This is a genomic window from Allobosea lupini, from assembly GCF_900109525.1.
Lineage (GTDB): Bacteria > Pseudomonadota > Alphaproteobacteria > Rhizobiales > Beijerinckiaceae > Allobosea > Allobosea lupini.
Genome location: NZ_FOAN01000006.1, coordinates 400961 through 420345, shown reverse-complemented (window position 1 = coordinate 420345; position 19385 = coordinate 400961). Strand labels below are relative to the sequence as shown.

Below are 19385 nucleotides of genomic sequence, written 5' to 3'. Positions count from 1 at the left end.
GCGCCGATGACAGCGATTCCGAGCACGCCGGCGGGGCGCAAGCCCGCCTCGGGCTTCGACCAGATGTCGTCCTGGAGCCGCGACGTGCGCTTCGCCTCGGGCTGCATCCTGATGGTCTTCGCGACCACGCATTTCCTCAACCATGCGCTCGGCATCTTCGGCGTTGCGGCGATGGAGGCGGCGCAGGAGTGGCGCTACTGGTTCTGGCACAGCTGGGTCGGCACGGTCGCGCTCTATGGCTCGCTCATCGTCCATCCGGTCTTCGCCCTGCTGCGCGTGGCGCAGCGGCGCACCTTCCGCATGCCGATGCGCGAAGTGATCCAGATCATCCTCGGCGTCGCGATCCCGCTCCTGCTGATCGACCATATCGTCGGCACGAGGGTCCAGGGTTCCCTGTTCGGCCAGGACGAGAGCTATCACGCGGTGCTGCGCCGGCTTTGGCCGGGCCTCGCCTTGTCGCAGAGCTTCCTGCTCCTGCTCGTCTGGACGCATGGCGTGATCGGCCTGCACTTCACATTCCGGGCGCGCGACGCCTATGCGAGCTGGCGCGATCCGTTCCTGCTCGTTTCGATCCTGATACCGCTTCTGGCCATCATCGGCTTTTCGGTGGCAGGCCGCGAAGCCCAGATGATGGCGCTCCCGCCCGAGCTCTATACAGCCAACCAGGTCGACGCCTTTAATCTGCATGTGACCTGGGCCAAGCGGGCCTTCTTCGGCCTGATCGGCGGCTTTGCCGGCTTCGTCGTGCTGCGCGAGCTTCGCGCGCGGGCGCTAGGGGCCATCGCGGTGCGCTTCGTCGGCCACGGCGTGCGCCGCGTCGTTCCCGGCCCGACCCTGCTCGAGATCTTCCGGCGCTTCGGCATTCCCCATGCTGCGCTCTGCGGCGGGCGGGCGCGCTGCGCCACCTGCCGCGTTCTGGTGCTCGACGGCGGAGATGACCTGCCGCCGCCCGCTCAGGCGGAAGCGCGCCTGCTGCGCCGGATCTCGGCCGGCGACCATGTCCGGCTCGCCTGCCAGATCAGGCCGAAGCGCGATCTCCAGGTCCAGATCCTGCTCGCCGCCAAGCAGCGTGGCGCCGGCCCGTCGGGCACTGTCGATCCCGACGACCGGATCGGCAAGAGGGGGCTGACGGTGATGGTCGCAGACCTGCGCGCCTTCACCGCGCTCTCCGAGCGGCAATTGCCGCACGAGCTGATGACCCTGCTCAACCGCTTCTATGACGAGATGTCCCAGGCGATCGCGGCGCATGGCGGACGGATCGAGGCGATCTATGGCGACGGTTTGATGGCGGTGTTCGGCCTTGAGACGACGCCGGGGCGGGCGGGCGCGGCGGCGATCGCGGCGGCCGGCGACATGGTGCGCGCAGTCGATGCGCTCAACCGCGAATACGCCAATGGCCTGCCATTGCCGCTGCGCATCGGCATCGGCATCCATGGCGGCCAGACGATCGTCGGCGCGGTCGAGAACGAGAGCATGGGGCGGCGCGAGATCACCGTCGGCGAAACCGTGATGATCGCGAGCCAGCTCGAGGCGGCGACGCGGCGGCTCCTCTCGGACATCGTCGTCTCCGCCGAGACGGTGAGCGCGACCGGCCGCAGCTATCGCGACACCGTCCCGCACAAGATCGCGGTCAAGGGCCGCGACAAGCCGATGCAGGTCTATGGTTTCGGCAGCACGCCGGCAGGCGCCGCGACTGTTATCGAGTCGGCGCCGGGGGCGCCGGCGGAGCAGAAGCCCATATAATCAGTCAGGGTGCGCCGAATGCGAGCCAGCGGCGGCGATCATAGCCTGCTCGCGCCATCGCCGCGTCATTGATTGTGATCTCGAGATCGATTGTCGGAGCGTCCTCGCGTGTCGCCAGCAGAGTTCCGATGAGGTTCTTGGCCCGGTGGAGGTCGAGCGCGTAGTCGATCACCAGCACGCTGGCGGCTCGCGCCAGCGCCAGCAATTCCGGCGGCATGGCCGCCTTGGCGCCGAACGGCTTCAGCGACAGGCCGAGCAAGACCAGCGCGAAAGGTCGGTCTGGCGGCGCCAGTGGCACCTGTTGCAGCTTCGCGGCCAGGTGCCGGACGCGGCAGGGCGCACCGTTCAGCGTCTCGGCAGCGAAAGCGGGAATCTTCGGGTCGATCACCGTCACCGAGGCTGGGCGATGATGCAGGAAACCGGTGATCGGCAAGCCGGCGCCGCCGATCTCGATCACATGCGGGCAGTGGCGCACGGCATGAGCGGCCAGGACCTGCCGCAATGGCGCGGCTGGATTCGACAGATGCGGCAGCAGCACACCCGGCGCGGCCGCGCTGGCGTTTGTCGGCGGCTGTGCATATGGTCCCGCCGCCCGCAAATCCTCCGGCATCATGGTATTCCGTTCGTCGCCCGCATGATCAGCGCACCGCCTGCCGACACTCTCTATGACATCCTGCGCGGTGTTGCAGCTTTGACCGGCGATGCGGTCGTCGCCGACCTGGCGCGGCTCGTCGGCAAAGGCGTGCCGGCTGATCTCTCGATTGCCTTCAACCATAAGCAGATCGCTTCGAAGCGCTGGTTGGTGGACGAGTTGACCAAAGTGCTGCCGAAGCCGGACGGACCGGTCTTCGTTCTCGGCGCCTGGTACGGTGTCCTCGGCGCCCTGCTGCTGGCCGCGCCGCGCCTCGACATCGCCGAGCTGGTCAGCCTCGACATCGATCCCGATTGCGCGCCGATCGCCGAAATTCTCAACTATCGCCATGTCGCTGCGGGGCGTTTCCGGGCCGTGACCGCCGACATGATGGGGCTCGATTTCGAGCAGGTCGAAGGCGGGCGTCCGGGGCTGGTGATCAACACCAGCTGCGAGCATCTCGATGATGTGCCGGGCTGGATCGCCACCCTGCCGGCCGGGTTGCCGCTGCTGCTGCAATCCAACGACTATGTCCGCGAGCCGGACCATCGCAGCTGCGTGCCCTCGCTCGATGCCTTCAAGGCGCAGGCCGGGCTGTCGGAGCTGTGGTTCGCCGGCGCGCTGCCGACGAAGAACTACACCCGCTTCATGCTGATCGGCCGCAGATGAGCAGCGCCGAGTCCGAAGGGCCGGCGGTCGCGATCGCGATGAAGGGCTATCCGCGCCTGTCGGAGACCTTCATTGCCCAGGAGCTGCTCGGCCTGCAGCGGCTCGGCCTGCCCTTCGCGATCTGGTCGCTGCGTCATCCGACCGATGGTGCGCGGCATATGATGCATCGGGAGATCGCGGCGCCCCTGCACTACCTGCCGGAGTATCTGCATGACGACTGGCCGCGGGTGCTGCGCGGCATTGGGCGAGCCTTCACGCGGCCGAGCATCGTCAGGCTGCTTGGCGTCTTCCTTCACGACCTGTCCCGAGACCGCACGCGCAACCGCCTGCGCCGCTTCGGCCAGGCCTGCGTGATGGCGCGCGAGCTGCCGGCGGACACGCGCCATCTCCATGTTCACTACCTGCATACGCCGGCCTCGGTGATCCGCTATGCCGCGCTGAGCCGGGGTCTCTCCTGGTCGTTTTCGGCCCATGCCAAGGACATCTGGACGACGCCGGACTGGGAGAAGCGCGAGAAGATCGCCGACGCGCGCTGGGGCGTGACCTGCACCCGCGACGGCCATGCCGAGCTCAGCCGGCTCGCCGAGCGGGCGGACAAGGTCGCGCTGCTCTATCACGGGCTCGACCTCGCGCGGTTTCCGGCCCCGCCCGAGGCGCGCGCGCCGCGCGACGGCTCAGATCCGGCTGAGCCGGTGCGGTTCATCACCATCGGGCGGGCGGTGGCGAAGAAGGGCTTCGACGACCTGCTGGCAGCGCTGGCGATCCTGCCGGCCGAGCTGAACTGGCGGCTCATCCATATCGGTGGCGGCGAGATGCTTGCCGCCTTGAAGGCGCAGGCGGACAAGCTCGGCCTCGCGGCGCGGATCGAGTGGCGCGGGCCGCAGGCGCAGGATGCGGTGGTCGCGGCGCTGCGGGAGGCTGATCTCTTCGTGCTACCCTCGAAGCAGGCGGACAACGGCGACCGCGACGGTCTGCCCAATGTGGTGATGGAGGCGGCGAGCCAGGCCCTGCCGATCGTCGCCACCGATTTCGCCGGCATCCCGGAATTCGTGCGGCACAGCCGCGAGGGATGGCTTTTACGGCCGGGCGACGTCACGGCCCTGGCCAAAGCGCTGGAGGGGCTGGCGCGCGATCGGCACTGGCGCGCGAAGCTCGGCGCCGCGGCCTTCGACAGGTTGCGGACCGAGTTCTCGGCACAGGCCGGGCTGGAACGGGTGCATCGGGCGCTGCTGGCGGCGGTCGCCGGTAAGGATGATGGCGCGCCATGAGCGCACGCATCCTGGTTGCGGTCACGCATCTGCTCGGGATCGGCCATTTGGTGCGGGCGCGGCAATTGGCGCGGGCGCTGGCTGGAGCAGGTCACAAGGTGACGCTTGCCAGCGGCGGCATGCTGGACGGCAAGGCGGCGGCGGATTATCGCTTCGTGCAATTGCCGCCGGTGCGCACGCAAGGCACGGATTTCCGCAATCTGCTCGACGAGGACGGAAGGGCCGCTACGCCGGAGCGACTGGCCGCAAGGTGCGAGCAACTGGTCGCACTGGCGCGCGAGATGTCGCCCGATATCGTCGTCACCGAGCATTTCCCGTTCGGCCGGCGCCAGCTCGCCAGCGAGTTCCTGGCGCTGATCGCGGCAGCACGCGATGCCAATCCGGATGCGCTCGTCCTGTCGTCGATCCGCGACGTGCTGGTCGCGCCGCAGCGCCCGGATCGATCGGCCGAGACGGCCGAGCGGATCGCCAAGTTGTTCAATGCGGTGCTGGTCCATGGCGACCCAGGCGTCCTGCCGCTCGAAGCCTCCTGGCCGGTGACGCCGGAGATCGCAGGCAAGCTCATCTATACTGGCTATCTGGCGGAGCCGCCTGGGTCATCGAGCGGAGCCGCCGGCTCTTCAGGGGCGATCCTCGTCTCCGGCGGCGGCTCTGCGGCGGCGCTGCCCCTGTTCGAGACCGCGCTCGCCGCTGCCCGGCTGCTGCCGCAGCGGCCTTTCCATCTCCTGATCGGCCGCGGCGTCTCCGAGGCCGACTTCGCCACCCTGCGACAATCGGCTCCGGACAATGCCGTCGTCGAACGGGCCCGGCCGGATTTCCCCGGCCTTCTCGCCGGCTGCGCGCTCTCGATCAGCCAGGCCGGCTACAACACCGCGCTCGACTTGTTGCAGGCCGGGCGGCCGGCGCTGCTCGTCCCCTTCGACGCCGGCAACGAGACCGAGCAGGCCCTGCGCGCCGCCGCGCTGGAACGGGCCGGGCTGGCTCGCGTCGTGAAACTTGCCGACGGGGCGCAGGCGCTCGCTGCCGCCATCGAGACGGCGCTGGTGCAAGGCGTCCCGCCGGCCGCGACAGTGGATCTCGACGGTGCGGCGGGCACTGTCGCGGCGATCGCGAAGCTGCTCGCGGATCGTCCCTGAGCCGTGCGTGAATGCATGCCGGCGAAGGGACGGCATGCCTCTTGCGAATTGCCGGCCCAAGGCTTTCGCTTTAATGAGGTTCTACACGCCTCCCTTTCGGTCGGCTCCAGGACACCGGATCTTCAGCCGGCCCCTGTCCTGCGCCCGGAGAAGAACGATGACAACGACGACTGCCTCCGCCCCCGGGATGCCCGACATGAAGCTGTCGGTGCGTCAGGTCTTCGGGATCGACAGCGATCTGGAGGTGCCGGCCTATTCGCAGGCCGAGGCGCATGTTCCCGACTTCGACGCGGACTACCGTTTCGACCGCGACACCACGATCGCGATTCTCGCCGGCTTCGCCCATAATCGCCGCGTAATGATCTCGGGCTATCACGGCACCGGCAAGTCGACCCATATCGAGCAGGTCGCGGCCCGCCTCAACTGGCCCTGTGTCCGCGTCAACCTCGACAGCCACGTCTCGCGCCTCGACCTTGTCGGCAAGGACGCGATCGTGCTGAAGGAAGGCAAGCAGATCACCGAGTTCCAGGATGGCATCCTGCCCTGGGCGCTGCAGAACAACATCGCGCTGGTCTTCGACGAGTACGATGCCGGCCGCCCGGACGTGATGTTCGTGATCCAGCGCATTCTGGAGCAGTCGGGCAAGCTGACGCTGCTCGACCAGAAGCGCGTCATCCGCCCGCACGGCGCGTTCCGGCTGTTCGCCACCGCCAACACGGTCGGCCTCGGCGACACCTCGGGCCTCTATCACGGCACCCAGCAGATCAACCAGGGCCAGATGGACCGCTGGTCGATCGTCACCACGCTGAACTACCTGCCCCACGACAACGAAGTCGCGATCGTGCTCGCCAAGTCGAAGCACTACCAGACCTCGCCGGAGGGCAAGGACACCGTCAACAAGATGGTCCGCGTCGCCGATCTCACCCGCAACGCCTTCATGAACGGCGATCTCTCGACCGTGATGAGCCCGCGTACGGTGATCACCTGGGCGGAGAACGCGGCGATCTTCGGCGGCGATATCGGCTTCGCCTTCCGCGTCACCTTCCTCAACAAGTGCGACGAGATGGAGCGCACGCTGGTGGCCGAGTTCTTCCAGCGCTCCTTCGGCAAGGAATTGCCGGAAAGCGCGGTCAACGTCGTTTTGAGCTGAAACGCCCTCGCGAGAGTGGCCCCATTCTCGCGATCGGACCAGGCTCAACCAGCAGGAGGCCGGCCATGGCTCGGTATGAAGGTTCCTGTCACTGCGGGCGGGTCGCCTACGAGGTCGAGGCCGACCTCTCGCGGACGATCACCTGCAACTGCTCCTATTGCCAGCGCCGCGGCTCGGTGCTGGCCTTCAGCCCGGCGACCAGCTTCACCCTGACCAAGGGCGAGGATGCGCTGACCGAATACCGCTTCAACTCGCAGAAGATCCAGCATCTCTTCTGCGAGACCTGCGGCATGGAATCCTTCGCCCGCGCCAACGCGCCGGACGGCACGCCGACCGTCGCGATTAACGTCCGCTGTCTCGCCGGCGTCGAGCCGACCGAGCTGAGCCCGACGATGTATGACGGGCGCTCGCGCTGAGGAGCACGTCGTGAGCGCCGCCGACAGCAAGCAGGCCACGATCCAGCGCGAGGCGGATTTCGCCGCGACGCGCGAGGCCGTGGTGCGCGGCCTCTCCGCCCATAACGAGGCCAGGGTCGGGCCGCGCAGGGCCGAGCCCCTGGCGCTCAGCCTGCGCGACGAGAACGGCGCCATGGTCGGCGGCCTGATCGGCGAGCTGAAATGGGAGTGGCTCTATGTCGACCTGTTCTGGATCGACGAGGCCCATCGCGGCGCCGGCCATGGCGAGGCGCTGCTGGCGATGGCAGAGCAGGCGGCGCGCGATTATGGCGCGCGCGGCGTCTATCTGGGCACGATGAGCATCCAGGCGCCGGGCTTCTACCCCCGCATGGGCTATCGCGAATGCGGCCGCATGGAGGACTATCCGGTCGCCGGGCAGAGCTTCCACCACTTCATGAAGGCGCTATGAGCATTTCCAATCGCAAGCCCGGAACCCCGAAGGAAGCCCCGGCCGAGCCGCTGAAGCGGGCGGTCTCGGGCGCGATGAAGGCGATCGCGCGCAAGCCGGAGATGGAGATCGTCTTCGCCGCCGACAAACCCTCGCTGGTCGGCGAGCGCGCGCGGCTGCCGGAGCCGCCGCGCAAGCTCACCGCGGGCGATGTCGCGATCCTGCGCGGCCATGCCGATTCGATGGCGCTGCGCCTCGCTTGCCACGATGCGGCGGTTCATCGCCGCGCCGCGCCCGAGGGCGATGCGGCCCGCGCCGTCTTCGATGCCGTCGAGCAGGCCCGGGTCGAGAGCGTCGGCTCGCGCCGGATGAGCGGCGTCTCCGGCAACATCTCGGCGATGCTGGAGGACCGCTATCATCGCGGCGGCCGCTATGAGGAGATCACCGACCGGGCCGATGCGCCGCTGGAAGATGCGCTCGGTTTGATGGTGCGCGAGCGCCTGACGGGCCTGAAGCCGCCCAAGGCGGCGGAGAAGCTGGTCGATCTCTGGCGCGAGCAGATCGAGGCCAAGGCGGGCGACGATCTCGACCGGCTGTCGAAGTCGATCGAGGATCAGCGCGCCTTCGCTCGCACCGTGCGCGACCTGCTCGTCTCGCTCGACATGGCCGAGCAGTCGAGCCAGGGCGACGACGCCGAGGAGGACGAGGACGATCAGGACCAGTCCTCCGACGACCAGCAGCAGGAAGAGGGCGAAGCCGAGCAGCAGAGCCAGGGCGAGCGCTCTGAAACCGAGACCAGCGAGGACGCCGCCGAGGAGTTGCAGGAAGGCGCTTCCGAGGCGGCCGATGCGCCGGCCGGCGACTGGGACGAGGAAGACGAGAATTCCGAGGCCGAGGAGGCCGGCGAGGCGCCGCGTCCGCGCGACAGCCGCGCCAATGACCGGCCGCAGACCGACTACAAGGCCTATACCCAGAAGTTCGACGAGATCGTCACGGCCGAGGAGCTCTGCGACGCCGAGGAACTGACCCGCCTGCGCGCCTATCTCGACAAGCAGCTGGCGCATCTTCAGGGCGTCGTCGCCCGGCTGGCGAACCGGCTGCAGCGCCGCCTGATGGCGCAGCAGAACCGCTCCTGGCAGTTCGACCTGGAGGAGGGCGCGCTCGATCCCTCGCGCCTGCCGCGCATCATCATCGACCCGTTCCAGCCGCTCTCCTTCCGGCAGGAATCGGACACGAACTTCCGCGACACGGTGGTGACGCTGCTGATCGACAATTCCGGCTCGATGCGCGGCCGGCCGATCACGGTCGCGGCGACCTGCGCCGACATCCTGGCGCGGACGCTGGAGCGCTGCGGCGTCAAGGTCGAGTTGCTCGGCTTCACCACCCGCGCCTGGAAGGGCGGGCTGTCGCGCGAGAGCTGGCTGCAATCGGGCAAGCCGGCCAATCCCGGTCGCCTCAACGATCTCCGGCACATCATCTACAAGGCGGCCGATGCGCCATGGCGGCGGGCGCGGAAGAATCTCGGGCTGATGATGCGCGAGGGGCTGCTCAAGGAAAACATCGACGGCGAGGCGCTCGACTGGGCGCATAAGCGCCTGCTCGGCCGCCCCGAGCAGCGCAAGATCCTGATGGTGATCTCGGACGGCGCGCCGGTCGACGATTCTACCCTCTCGGTCAATGCCGGCAGCTATCTGGAGCGGCATCTGCGTCATGTCATCGCCGAGATCGAGACCCGCTCGCCGGTCGAGCTGATCGCGATCGGCATCGGCCACGACGTCACCCGCTACTACCGCCGCGCCGTCACCATCGTCGATGCCGAGGAGCTCGGCGGCGTGATGACGGAGAAGCTGGCCGAGCTGTTCGAGGAGGATGCCGCCGGGACAAATTCGCGGGGCTCGCGCCGCCTGCAATGAGCCCCAGCCGTCGCAGCGTCCTCGCCGGCCTCGGCGCGGCGGCTTTCAGCCTGCCCGCACGGGCTCAGAGCCTGGAACCCGGGCGCGTCTCGGTCAGCATCTCTGCCCGGCCGATCGCGAGCTTCGAGCCGGGCAATGCCACGAAGACACGTTTCGGCCAGCTGACCTTTCGTGGCGGGCTCCAGCTCTCCGGCAGCCATCCCCGCTTTGGAGGTTTCTCCGGGCTGTGGCGCTCGCCCGACGGGGAACGGATCGTCGCGATTACCGACAACGGCTTCTGGCTGACGGCAAGGGTCGCTCGCAAGCTGGGCAAGCTCGCGGGGCTGGAGGAGGCGGAACTCGCGCCGATCCTTGGGGCGTCCGGCAAGCCGCTGCATCGCTCGCGCTATTTCGATACCGAATCGCTGGCGATCCAGGGCGGCACGGCCTTCATCGGCGTCGAGCGTACCCATGACATCCTGCGCTTCGACTTCGCGCGCCATGGCGTCGAGGCGCGGGCGCAGCTCGTGCCGGTGCTTCCGGCTGCCAAGCGCCTGCCGAGCAATCGAGGCTTCGAGGCGCTCGGCGTGCTGCCGGCCGGCCACCCGCTTGCCGGGGCGCTGATCGCGATCTCCGAGCGCTCGGGCCGCGAGGACGAGCCGACCACGGGCTTCATTCTTGGCGGGCGCCAGCCGGGTACGCTGCAGGTGGTCCGCCGCGACGGCTACGACATCACCGACCTCGCCTTCCTGCCGGGCGGCGACATGCTGCTGCTGGAGCGCTGGTACAAGCCGCTGCGCGGCGTCGGCATGCGCATCCGCCGCATCGCCGGGGGTGCCATTCGTCCCGGAGCAAAGCTCGACGGGCCGATCCTGATCGAGGCCGATCTCGGCCAGGAAATCGACAACATGGAGGGGATGGCGGTCCACCAGGAGAGCGGGCGGACCATCATCACCCTGATCTCGGACGATAATTTCTCGACCTTCCTGCAGCGGACGGTGCTGCTGGAGTTCGAGCTGGTACCTTAGCCGCTCGTCATGCTCGGGCGTGCCCGAGCGTCTCAGGCAGGATGAGGCGCTGATCGGCGCCTTCTTGCGCTTCGCTTCGCCCGAGAATGACGAGATGAGCCCAAACGAAAAAAGCGGCCTTGCGGCCGCTTCGTTCAGTCCCGAGGGAAACCGGCGCTCAGTTGGCGGCGAGCTTCTTCTCGATGTCGCGCTTCAGCGTCAGCGCGCCGGTCGACAGATCACCGGCCGGAGCCTTGACCAGGAAGGCATCGAGGCCGCCGCGATGGTCGACGGTGCGCAGCGCATTCGCCGAGACGCGCAGGCGGACCGAACGGCCGAGCGCATCCGACTGCAGCGTGACGTTGACCAGGTTCGGCCGGAAGACCGTCTTGGTCTTGCGGTTCGAGTGGCTGACGAGGTGGCCGGTCAGGGTGGCTTTCCCGGTCAGTTCGCAACGGCGGGCCATGATCGTGTTCCCAAAATCTCCGAGTACTCAACGCAAAATGCCGACACGCGACGTGCCGGCAGGCGAGCACCGGAAGTCAAATTGAAGTGGGCGGTCTATAACGGGCCGGTGACAGCCCGTCAAGGCAGGTCGCGCGAAAGCGCCCCGGAAACATCTCGGTAACCATTATCCCGCCAAGCTGACGGGAACCAGTCACGATTCGGACCGAATCCCAGTGCATGCGACGATGTCCGTCGCGCTTCGGAGCCTCAAGATGAAGCTCGCCTTGTCGCCTGCCAGCAGCGCCCTCATCGCGGTGCTGATGCTTGCCCTGCCTGCGCCGGCCGTACAGGCCGCGTCGCTGGATGCGACCTATGACGTCAGCCTGCTCGGCCTGTCGCTCGGCAAGGCCAATCTCGCCGGCGGTATCGACGGCGGCAGCTACAAGCTCGACGCCACCGCCAAGCTGACCGGCCTCGTCGGCAGTTTCACCGGCGGTCGCGGTTCCGGCACTGCGACCGGCAACCTCAACGGCAGCCGGCTCTCGCCGACGGCCTTTGCGGTGTCCTCGGCCAATTCCAGCGAAAGCCGCACGGTGCGCATGGCGCTCGGCGGCAATGCCGTGCAGGCGCTGGCGATCGAGCCGCCGATCGATCCCAAGCCCGATCGCGTCCCGCTCAAGGACGAGCACCAGCGCAACATCATGGATCCGCTCAGCGCCTTCCTGATGCCGGTCGAGGCTTCCGGCCGCAATGGCGGCGCGGCGGCCTGCAACCGCACGCTGGCGATCTTCGACGGCGCGGCGCGCTACGACATCAAGCTGAGTTATTCCGGCACGCGCGAGATCAAGATCGACGGCTATAGCGGCCCGGTCTCGGTCTGCCAGGCGCGCTACGTGCCGATCGCCGGCCATCGCTCCCTGCGCCCCTCGACCAAGTTCATGGCCGAGAACAATGAGATCTCGACCTGGCTCGCCCCCGTCGCCGGCACAAACATGATGCTGCCGGTGCGCATATCCGTGAAGACGATGATCGGCACGGCGGTGATCGAGGCCTCGAGCTTCAAGGTCGATCCGGGCGTGACGGCGACCGCGACGCGGAATTGAGGTTCCCCATCAACGGCTACGGCTGAGTTCGAACGGGAATGGCACCTGCTCGAAGATCGGCAAGACTCCGATCTTCTGGATCGTCTTCATCTCCCAGTCGTGCAACATGGCCGCAATACCGGTTTCGTCTCGCGCTTCCAGTAAGGGAGCGAGATGGTCAACAATGAGCGCATAGCTACCCTCCGACCAGTAGCGAGATTTTCGGGGGTGCAGCGCCATCCAACGCGCGGTCTCGAGCGCATCATCAAAACGCCCCATCGCTGAAGCCAGCTGGACCTTGTGCAGCGGCGAATTGACTGTCTCACGATAGCCAAACTCTCGATTCTGGTCGAAGCTCAGAAGCGCATCGAAGCTTTCGATGGATCTCAGCATCGGTAAGATGCGTTCCTCCACGACTTGGAGGAATGCATCCTTGAAATTCGGTTGCGACCAGTATCGTGGCTGGTCCTGGCCGGTCGAGAAACCCTCGAGCCAAAAGCCTTGCACGGTTGCGCCGGGGTCGCAGGTATAGCCGATCGAGAAGAATAGATCCGGCAGGTCGGATACCCTCGTACGATCGATCGAGACGGAACGGATGATATGGCGTAGTGGCCTGAGGACGACAAACGGTCCATATCGTACCAAGTCATGGTGCCGAGCTACCAATGTATCGAGGAGCTCGGCAATTTGCTTCTTCGATGTCACTTGCTCGGCCTGACTTCGAGGACGACGATGCGACGTGCGCTAGCAAAGCCATATCGCCCTGCGTTCGCCAAAATATCCGAGCGGCGAACGGACAGGCCTCGTCTCCCGGCCTTGAAATCGTAAATGCAAAGTGTTCCGTCAGCCCTCAATTCGTAGGCGTCATAACGCACTGTATCGGGATAACCGTACCGGCGCAGGGTCTCCGAGGTCGGTTCGCTTAACTCCTTCAAGAACGACCGCTCGGCCTTCAGGTCGGGATAGTTCTGCGTCGTGATTTGGTTGCCCATGTTCGTATGCACATACGTCCCGTAAACGGCCGGTGATGGATATTTGCTCGCGGGCCCGACCGTCGCAATGGCGGCGTCGAGGCGGGACTGCAGTTCGGGCAGATTGCGACAGGCTGCTTCCGCTTCGGAGCGGCTGATCTGGCCGACATAGCCAAGGTCGAAGCCAGGCGCTTCGCCGGGCCGATAATCTCGCGCGTTAAAAGCAATGGTCGCTTCCAGCCCATCGGTCTTGTTTCGCGCCGACAGCCAGGTGAAGAGCGTCAGAGCCGATGTGATCGTGACCTCCGCCGCCGCGGGGGCAGCGGGCAGCAATGGAGCGAACGCCTGCTGCACGGTCGCCTCGCGCTCCGGCCCGCGTTCGGTCCAGGTCGAGCGCGAAACGACCTCGCCGTCGGGACCACCATCGCGGATCGTCTGGGTGCGGTCGGCTGTCTCGAAGGTGGTCTTGCCGCCTTCGGGCGAGGTGACGGTGTGCCGCTCGTCCCAGTCGTTCCTGCGGTCGGGCTCGGCGAACTCGGAGTGGATGGTCGAGCCGTCGCGGTTGACGACGGCGCGTTCGGCCAGCGAGCCGTCCGTGCGCGTCCCTTACTGATAGAAAGCCCAACTCTCCTCGCCGCTGGTATCGGCGACGACATCGCCGAAGTTCAGCGCACTCGACAGGGCAGCGCCAAGGTCGCTCAGAAATTCCGTTCCGGCCAACGCCGGGCCGCCCCCGCCTCCACCGCTGGTCCATTGCCCGCCGCCGGTATTGCCAGCCGGCACGCGCGGCTGGTCGGGATTGTATTTGCGGGCGAGCTCATGGCGCAGCAGCCGCGTCTGCGCCTTCAGCGAAACGAGCCCGCGGCGCAAAAGGACGATCTCGCGCCAGCGCGCGCTATCACTGGGTGAATGATACGGCTGATCCGGCATGGCGTGCTCCCCTGTTTTGAGCGCGCCATTCTGAGGCCGCCGGAAGCGCGGGGGATAAGATCGCCGCCCATCCCCGCCGGCAATTCGGCTACCATGCCTTCCCGCGCATGCAGGCTCTGCCCCTGCGTGGATTGCGGAACGCTCGTTCGAGGCGCTAGCCTTCCCGGCGATTCGGTTCCGGAGCCGTCATGTCCAGCGATTTCGCCTTGCCGCCCGGCCTCAGGCACCGCCAGGTCGTCGTGCGGGACACCGTTCTCCACGTCGCCGAGGTCGGCGACGGGCCGGCAGTCCTTCTGCTGCATGGCTGGCCGGAATTCTGGATGAGCTGGCTGCCGGTGATGAACCGGCTGCACGGTGAGTTCCGTCTGATCGCGCCCGATCTTCGCGGTTTCGGCGACAGCGGCAAGTCAGCGACGCCGCGCAGCGATGTCGGCGCCAACGCCCATGCCGACGACATCGCGGCGCTATTGGACGCGCTCGGCACCGGGCCGGTCGGCGTCGTCGGCCACGATGTCGGCGCCTATGTGGCGCAGGGGCTGGCGCGGCGTCATCCGCAACGGGTCGAGAAGCTCCTGTTCTTCAACTGCCCGACGCCGAGTGTAGGCTCGGCCTGGGTCCGCGATGGCCATGTCAACGAGATCTGGTACCAGTCCTTCCAGCAATTGCCGCTGGCGGAGCAGTTGATCGGCTCCAGCCGCGAGGCCTGCGCGCTCTATCTCGGGCATTTCCTGACGCATTGGTGCCATCGCAAGGATGCCTTCGCGCCGGTCTTCGACACTTACGTCGAGAACTTCATGAAGCCCGGCAATCTGCGCGGCGGATTCGACTGGTATCGGAGCCAGAACGCGGCGCGGATCGCCGCGATCGACGGGCACCCGGCTCCCTCCGTGCCGATCCATCAGCGCACGAGGGTCCATTGGGGCCGGCACGACCCGATCCTGAAATCGGAGTGGGCGAGCTTCCTGTCGCATTATTTCGACGATGTGGAGGTGAGCTTCTGCGAGGGCGCCGGCCATTTCGTCCATGTCGAGGCGCCCGATGAGGCGGCGCAGGTCGTGGCCGATGTGTTCGCGGATTAACTGGCGGCTTATTGTCTACCGTATTCCTCGGAGTCCTCTCGCGTTCTGGCGCACAACACCTACATGAGCGAAAGCGGCCCTCGCGCGCGCAAGTCGGCGAAGGATGAAGAATGAGGGCGATTCAAAATCTTGTGGTTTTTGAATCGCTTGCCGCAATATCTCGCCGTGAACGAAACCTGATTCTGTGGGAGTCAGCGATTCGGCCCCGCTTCGTTCCGGACTCGTTCTGTTCACGGATCGGGTTGCCTTCGGGCAGCTCATCCCGTTAGGGCTGGCCCGGCGTTTCGCCGCGCAGGCTGCAGGAAAGCTCCAGCGTCTTGATCCCAACCCGTTCCCTTCCGCCTTCGCTCCGCGCTCGCGGCGTCACGGCGGTGCTCGGACCTACCAATACCGGCAAGACCCATCTCGCCATCGAGCGGATGATCGCGCATCCCACGGGCATGATCGGCCTGCCGCTGCGCCTCCTGGCGCGCGAGGTCTATCAACGCGTCGTCGACAAGGTTGGGCCACATGCCGTCGCGCTCGTCACCGGCGAGGAAAAGATCAAGCCGGAGCGGCCGAGCTTCTGGGTCTGCACGGTCGAGGCGATGCCGCGCGACCTCGTCGTCGATTTCGTCGCCATCGACGAAATCCAGCTCGCCGCCGATCTCGACCGCGGCCATGTCTTCGCCGACCGGCTGCTCAATCATCGCGGCCGCGAGGAGACGATGCTGATCGGCGCCGGCACGATGAAGCCGCTGGTCGAGCAGCTCATCCCCGGCGTCAACGTCGTCTCGCGGCCGCGCCTGTCCAACCTGTCCTTTGCCGGCGACCGCAAGATCACCCGCCTGCCGCGGCGCTCGGCGATCGTCGCCTTCTCGGCCGAGGAGGTCTACGCCATCGCCGAGCTGATCCGCCGGCAGAAGGGCGGAGCGGCGGTGGTGCTGGGGGCGCTCAGCCCACGCACGCGTAATGCCCAGGTCGAGATCTACCAGTCGGGCGATGTCGACTATCTCGTCGCCACCGACGCGATCGGCATGGGGCTCAATCTCGATGTCGACCACATCGCCTTCGCCGGCGACAGCAAGTTCGACGGCCATCACTATCGCAAGCTCAACCCGGCCGAGTTCGGCCAGATCGCCGGCCGGGCCGGGCGGCATCTGCGCGACGGCACATTCGGCACCACCGGGCGCGCGCCACCCTTCGATCAGGACCTGGTCCAGGCGATCGAGGATCATCGCTTCGACTCGGTGCGGCAGGTGCAGTGGCGCAACGCCGATCTCGACCTGCGCTCGATCCCGGGGCTGCTCGACAGCCTCAATATCCAGCCGCAGGAGCCGGGGCTGACCCGGGCCCTGATCGCCGAGGACATGACGACGCTGGAGATCCTGGCGCGCGATCATGACGTCTCGCGGCTGGCACAGGGCAAGCCAGCGGTGTCGCGGCTCTGGGAGGTCTGCGGCCTGCCCGATTATCGCAAGATCGCACCGATGCAGCATGCCGAACTGGCGACGACGCTCTATCTGCGCCTGATGCGCCATGGCCGCCTCGATCCGGACTGGTATGCCGGCCAATTGGCCGCGCTCGACCGGGTCGATGGCGAGATCGACACCCTCTCGGCCCGCATCGCCCAGGTGCGGACCTGGACCTATGTCGCGAACCGTCCGGACTGGTTGCCTGATCCTGAGCATTGGCAGGGGGTGGCGCGTCTTGTAGAGGACAGGCTGTCGGACGCTTTGCACGAACGGCTTGCCAGCCGATTCGTCGATCGGCGCACGAGCGTGTTGATGCGTCGCCTGCGGGAGAATGCAATGTTGGAGGCCGAAGTCACCGCGACCGGCGATGTCCTGGTCGAGGGTCAGCATGTCGGATTGCTGCAAGGCTTCCGTTTCACGGCGGACCCGAAGGCGGGTGGTCCGGAAGCGAAAGCTTTGAACGCTGCGGCGCTGAAGGCGCTGGCTGGCGAGCTCGAGGCACGCGCCTCGCGCGTCGTACTGGCGGGCGACGATGCCTTCGTGCTCTCGCATGATGGGTTGGTGCGCTGGATCGGCGAGCCCGTGGCGCGCCTGGCCGCTGGCGAGAAGGTGCTTGAGCCGCGCCTGCGCCTGATGATCGACGATCACCTGCCGGCGCAGGCCCGCGAGCAGATCGAGACGAGGCTGGCCGCCTGGCTGAAGCATCACGTCACCAAGCTGCTCGGCCCACTCCAGATCCTGGAGAACGCCGAGAGCGTCAGCGGCATCGCCCGCGGCATCGCCTATCAGGCGGCCGAAGCGCTCGGCGTGCTCGAGCGCAGCAAAGTCGCCGAGGAGATGAAGACGCTCGATCAGGAAGGGCGGGCGGGCCTGCGCCAGCTTGGCATCCGCTTCGGCGCCTTCCACCTCTATGTCCCGGCGCTGCTGAAGCCGGCACCGCGGGCGCTCGCCGCCCAGCTCTGGGCGCTGAAACACGGCAATCCGGAGACCGCCGGGCTCGACGACATCTCGCATCTCGCCTCCTCCGGCCGGACCTCGTTCCCGGCCAACAAGGAGATCCCGAAGGGACTCTATCGCGCCGCCGGCTACCGCGTCTGCGGCGAGCGGGCGGTGCGCGTCGATATCCTCGAACGCCTCGCCGACCTCATCCGTCCGGCGATCGCCTATCGACCTGGCGTGACGCTCGGCCAGCCGCCGGTTGGCGCTGCCGATCAGGACGGCTTCGTCGCCACCGGCGCGATGACCTCGCTCGTCGGCTGCGCCGGCGAGGATTTCGCTTCGATCCTGCGCTCGCTCGGTTATGTCTCGCAGAAGCGCCCGGGCCCTGCCATCACGGTGCCGCTCGCTGTTGCGCCCGCGCCGGCCGCGACCACGCCGGCAGTCCCGGTGGAGGCCGTGGCCGAGGCGACTGACGCGCTTGATGAAGCGCATTCCGTCGACGTCGAAGGTGCGGTCGAAAGCACGGACAGCGTCGCTGCCGCGGGTGAAACCCCGGATGCTCCGATCCTGACCGATGCCGAGGTCGCTGCCGCTCCGACGGAAGACGACGTCGCCAGCCCGGCCGAGCCGGTGCCGGCCGATGCGATGTCGATCCTGGCTCTACCGAGCGACGAGCCGGTGGCGGAAGCCGCGTCCCAGCCCCAAACCGAGATGGCCGAGCCTGTCGTTGCCGCCGAGGCGGCAGGCGAGCTTGCCGCTGCGGTCGAGGTGACTGCGCCTGCCGAGCCCGAGTTGATCGAGATCTGGCGGCCTCATCGCCATCAGGGCGGCCGTCGTCCCGAGCAGGGGCAGCGTGGACGCCGGCCCGACCGCCGCGCCGGTGCTGCCGAGGCCGCTCCCGTCACGGGAAGCGGCGAGGGCAAGCCGAGCGGGCAGCGTCCGCCGAATCGCAACCGCTGGCGCGAAGGTGGCTGGAACGGCCCGCGCCCGGCCGGCGGCGAGCCTGCGGCGCAGGACGGTGCTGGTCGCAATGCCCAGGGGCGTGACGGGCGCCCCGAGCGTGGTCCCCGGCCCGAGTTCAAGCGTGATGGCGGCCGCCCCGGTGGTGGTCCGCGTCGCGAGGAGCGTGGCGGCAAGGAGCAGCGCTTCCAGCAGCCGGCGCGGCCGCGCCCGGCCGAGCGCCAGCCCGATCCGGATTCGCCCTTCGCCAAGCTGCTCGCCCTCAAGGCCCAGCTCGAGGGCAATGACGGGCGCAAGCGCTGACGCAGCGTAGGGAGGCTGCTTGCGGGACGATCGGCAACGCCTCGACAAATGGCTCTGGTTCGCGCGCTTCGCGCGGACCCGCCCCGCCGCTGTGCAGCTGGTGGAGGACGGCCATGTCCGCATTGCAAGTAAGCGCGTCGAGAACCCGGCGCTCGGGGTGAAGCCGGGGGATGTCCTGACGCTGGCTTTGCCGCATGCGACGCTGGTGGTGCGCGTCACTGCCTTCGCCGAGCGGCGAGGCTCCTACGAGCAGGCGCAGACGCTGTATGAGGTCCTGAGCGGCGGCGAACGCGGCGTTCCGTCGCTTGCGCCGGAGGAGCCGAAGGGATAACGCGGAGGCTGCGCGGGACGTGTCAGCACGCCTGCGAAAAATCTTCTCGAAACGGTTGTTTCGATGGAAGTTTGATCTCGTTTCCGGTCGTGACAGGGCCTTGAAACATTCTCTCGACCGGCTCTAAAGAAGCGCCGGCCGATTGGAAGGACAGCGCCATGACCTATGTGGTCACCGAGAACTGCATCAAGTGCAAGTACATGGACTGCGTCGAAGTCTGTCCGGTCGACTGTTTCTATGAAGGCGAGAACTTCCTCGTCATTCATCCCGACGAGTGCATCGACTGCGGCGTCTGCGAGCCGGAATGCCCGGCCGAGGCGATCAAGCCGGACACCGAGCCCGGCCTCGACAGCTGGCTGCAGCTCAATGCGAAGTTCGCTGCGAGCTGGCCCAATATCACGCAGAAGAAGGACTCGCCGGCCGACGCCAAGGAGTTCGACGGCGTGCCGAACAAGCTCGAGCTTCTGTCGCCGGAGCCCGGCGAAGGCGACTGACGTTACCCTTCGTCAGAGCCTGATCGAGGTTAACCATGGCCGGCCGCAACGCGGCC

Annotated in this window: 19 protein-coding genes; 14 read left to right on the top strand and 5 right to left on the bottom strand. The window is 67.3% G+C overall.

All coding sequences use genetic code 11. The annotated features are described in order from the left end of the window. The first annotated feature begins 6 nt into the window (after nucleotides 1–6). A complete protein-coding gene (locus tag BMZ21_RS19845; protein WP_167561682.1) occupies nucleotides 7–1743 on the top strand; it encodes an adenylate/guanylate cyclase domain-containing protein in 1737 nt (578 codons plus the stop codon). Between the two features lie 4 nt (nucleotides 1744–1747). On the opposite strand, the gene BMZ21_RS19840 is transcribed toward BMZ21_RS19845, so the two are convergent. Next, on the bottom strand, nucleotides 1748–2353 hold the full coding sequence (locus BMZ21_RS19840) for a hypothetical protein (RefSeq protein WP_143079740.1): 606 nt from the start codon (nucleotides 2351–2353) through the stop codon (nucleotides 1748–1750). A gap of 24 nt (nucleotides 2354–2377) precedes the next feature. On the opposite strand from BMZ21_RS19840, the gene BMZ21_RS19835 reads away from it, so the two are divergent. The 8 genes from BMZ21_RS19835 (at nucleotide 2378) to BMZ21_RS19800 (ending at nucleotide 10360) form a co-directional block, all read left to right on the top strand. Further along, nucleotides 2378–3043, top strand: coding sequence for a hypothetical protein (locus BMZ21_RS19835; protein ID WP_091838051.1), 666 nt, complete (start codon nucleotides 2378–2380; stop codon nucleotides 3041–3043). Continuing rightward, on the top strand, nucleotides 3040–4311 hold the full coding sequence (locus BMZ21_RS19830; RefSeq protein WP_091838049.1) for a glycosyltransferase: 1272 nt from the start codon (nucleotides 3040–3042) through the stop codon (nucleotides 4309–4311). The genes BMZ21_RS19835 and BMZ21_RS19830 overlap by 4 nt, the downstream gene beginning before the upstream one ends. Then, nucleotides 4308–5447 carry a glycosyltransferase family protein gene (locus BMZ21_RS19825; protein ID WP_091838046.1) on the top strand — a complete coding sequence of 380 codons (1140 nt, stop codon included), beginning with the start codon at nucleotides 4308–4310 and terminating at the stop codon, nucleotides 5445–5447. The genes BMZ21_RS19830 and BMZ21_RS19825 overlap by 4 nt, the downstream gene beginning before the upstream one ends. 157 nt (nucleotides 5448–5604) lie before the next feature. Further along, nucleotides 5605–6597, top strand: coding sequence for a cobaltochelatase subunit CobS (gene cobS / locus BMZ21_RS19820; RefSeq protein WP_091838043.1), 993 nt, complete (start codon nucleotides 5605–5607; stop codon nucleotides 6595–6597). A 65-nt stretch (nucleotides 6598–6662) separates the two neighbouring features. Then, entirely contained in the window at nucleotides 6663–7013 is a 351-nt protein-coding gene (locus BMZ21_RS19815) for a GFA family protein (RefSeq protein WP_091838041.1), read from the top strand. Between the two features lie 10 nt (nucleotides 7014–7023). Then, a complete protein-coding gene (locus BMZ21_RS19810) occupies nucleotides 7024–7461 on the top strand; it encodes a GNAT family N-acetyltransferase (protein ID WP_167561681.1) in 438 nt (145 codons plus the stop codon). Next, complete coding sequence (cobT, locus tag BMZ21_RS19805) at nucleotides 7458–9353, top strand: cobaltochelatase subunit CobT (RefSeq protein WP_091838036.1); 1896 nt, start codon at nucleotides 7458–7460, stop codon at nucleotides 9351–9353. The genes BMZ21_RS19810 and cobT overlap by 4 nt, the downstream gene beginning before the upstream one ends. Continuing rightward, nucleotides 9350–10360: an esterase-like activity of phytase family protein gene (locus tag BMZ21_RS19800; protein WP_091838034.1), complete on the top strand. Its 1011-nt coding sequence runs from the start codon at nucleotides 9350–9352 to the stop codon at nucleotides 10358–10360. The genes cobT and BMZ21_RS19800 overlap by 4 nt, the downstream gene beginning before the upstream one ends. A gap of 157 nt (nucleotides 10361–10517) precedes the next feature. Here BMZ21_RS19800 and rpmB read toward each other — a convergent pair whose 3' ends face one another. Beyond that, nucleotides 10518–10805: a 50S ribosomal protein L28 gene (gene rpmB / locus BMZ21_RS19795; protein ID WP_091838032.1), complete on the bottom strand. Its 288-nt coding sequence runs from the start codon at nucleotides 10803–10805 to the stop codon at nucleotides 10518–10520. A 253-nt stretch (nucleotides 10806–11058) separates the two neighbouring features. Here rpmB and BMZ21_RS19790 point away from each other — a divergent pair, with 253 nt between their 5' ends. Then, nucleotides 11059–11889: a DUF3108 domain-containing protein gene (locus tag BMZ21_RS19790; RefSeq protein ID WP_091838362.1), complete on the top strand. Its 831-nt coding sequence runs from the start codon at nucleotides 11059–11061 to the stop codon at nucleotides 11887–11889. A 9-nt stretch (nucleotides 11890–11898) separates the two neighbouring features. Here BMZ21_RS19790 and BMZ21_RS19785 read toward each other — a convergent pair whose 3' ends face one another. The 3 genes from BMZ21_RS19785 to BMZ21_RS19775 form a co-directional block, all read right to left on the bottom strand. After that, nucleotides 11899–12573 (bottom strand): hypothetical protein, encoded by a 675-nt coding sequence (locus BMZ21_RS19785; protein ID WP_091838030.1) that lies wholly within the window; start codon nucleotides 12571–12573, stop codon nucleotides 11899–11901. After that, nucleotides 12570–13193, bottom strand: coding sequence for a hypothetical protein (locus BMZ21_RS19780; protein ID WP_143079739.1), 624 nt, complete (start codon nucleotides 13191–13193; stop codon nucleotides 12570–12572). Before BMZ21_RS19780 ends, BMZ21_RS19785 begins: the two co-directional genes overlap by 4 nt. Nucleotides 13194–13445: 252 nt before the next feature. Continuing rightward, entirely contained in the window at nucleotides 13446–13769 is a 324-nt protein-coding gene (locus BMZ21_RS19775; protein WP_091838025.1) for a hypothetical protein, read from the bottom strand. A gap of 188 nt (nucleotides 13770–13957) precedes the next feature. On the opposite strand from BMZ21_RS19775, the gene BMZ21_RS19770 reads away from it, so the two are divergent. The 4 genes from BMZ21_RS19770 to fdxA all read left to right on the top strand — a co-directional run bounded on the left by BMZ21_RS19770 (nucleotide 13958) and on the right by fdxA (nucleotide 19329). Further along, nucleotides 13958–14848 carry an alpha/beta fold hydrolase gene (locus tag BMZ21_RS19770; RefSeq protein ID WP_091838023.1) on the top strand — a complete coding sequence of 297 codons (891 nt, stop codon included), beginning with the start codon at nucleotides 13958–13960 and terminating at the stop codon, nucleotides 14846–14848. Nucleotides 14849–15168: 320 nt separating this feature from the next. Continuing rightward, the gene (locus tag BMZ21_RS19765; protein ID WP_091838360.1) at nucleotides 15169–18504 is read left to right on the top strand and encodes a helicase-related protein; all 3336 of its coding nucleotides are present in this window, start codon (nucleotides 15169–15171) and stop codon (nucleotides 18502–18504) included. 19 nt (nucleotides 18505–18523) lie between these two features. Beyond that, nucleotides 18524–18835: an RNA-binding S4 domain-containing protein gene (locus BMZ21_RS19760; protein WP_091838020.1), complete on the top strand. Its 312-nt coding sequence runs from the start codon at nucleotides 18524–18526 to the stop codon at nucleotides 18833–18835. A gap of 158 nt (nucleotides 18836–18993) precedes the next feature. Next, nucleotides 18994–19329: a ferredoxin FdxA gene (fdxA, locus tag BMZ21_RS19755; protein ID WP_091838018.1), complete on the top strand. Its 336-nt coding sequence runs from the start codon at nucleotides 18994–18996 to the stop codon at nucleotides 19327–19329. The last annotated feature ends 56 nt before the right edge of the window (nucleotides 19330–19385 follow it).

Coding starts and splice junctions, on each gene's coding strand:
- BMZ21_RS19770 (WP_091838023.1), top strand. CDS start 13,958: ATGTCCAGCGATTTCGCCTTGCCGCCCGGCCTCAGGCACCGCCAGGTC.
- BMZ21_RS19775 (WP_091838025.1), bottom strand. CDS start 13,769: ATGCCGGATCAGCCGTATCATTCACCCAGTGATAGCGCGCGCTGGCGC.
- BMZ21_RS19815 (WP_091838041.1), top strand. CDS start 6,663: ATGGCTCGGTATGAAGGTTCCTGTCACTGCGGGCGGGTCGCCTACGAG.
- BMZ21_RS19825 (WP_091838046.1), top strand. CDS start 4,308: ATGAGCGCACGCATCCTGGTTGCGGTCACGCATCTGCTCGGGATCGGC.
- BMZ21_RS19830 (WP_091838049.1), top strand. CDS start 3,040: ATGAGCAGCGCCGAGTCCGAAGGGCCGGCGGTCGCGATCGCGATGAAG.
- fdxA (WP_091838018.1), top strand. CDS start 18,994: ATGACCTATGTGGTCACCGAGAACTGCATCAAGTGCAAGTACATGGAC.
- cobT (WP_091838036.1), top strand. CDS start 7,458: ATGAGCATTTCCAATCGCAAGCCCGGAACCCCGAAGGAAGCCCCGGCC.
- BMZ21_RS19845 (WP_167561682.1), top strand. CDS start 7: ATGACAGCGATTCCGAGCACGCCGGCGGGGCGCAAGCCCGCCTCGGGC.
- BMZ21_RS19835 (WP_091838051.1), top strand. CDS start 2,378: ATGATCAGCGCACCGCCTGCCGACACTCTCTATGACATCCTGCGCGGT.
- BMZ21_RS19840 (WP_143079740.1), bottom strand. CDS start 2,353: ATGCCGGAGGATTTGCGGGCGGCGGGACCATATGCACAGCCGCCGACA.
- BMZ21_RS19800 (WP_091838034.1), top strand. CDS start 9,350: ATGAGCCCCAGCCGTCGCAGCGTCCTCGCCGGCCTCGGCGCGGCGGCT.
- rpmB (WP_091838032.1), bottom strand. CDS start 10,805: ATGGCCCGCCGTTGCGAACTGACCGGGAAAGCCACCCTGACCGGCCAC.
- BMZ21_RS19790 (WP_091838362.1), top strand. CDS start 11,059: ATGAAGCTCGCCTTGTCGCCTGCCAGCAGCGCCCTCATCGCGGTGCTG.
- cobS (WP_091838043.1), top strand. CDS start 5,605: ATGACAACGACGACTGCCTCCGCCCCCGGGATGCCCGACATGAAGCTG.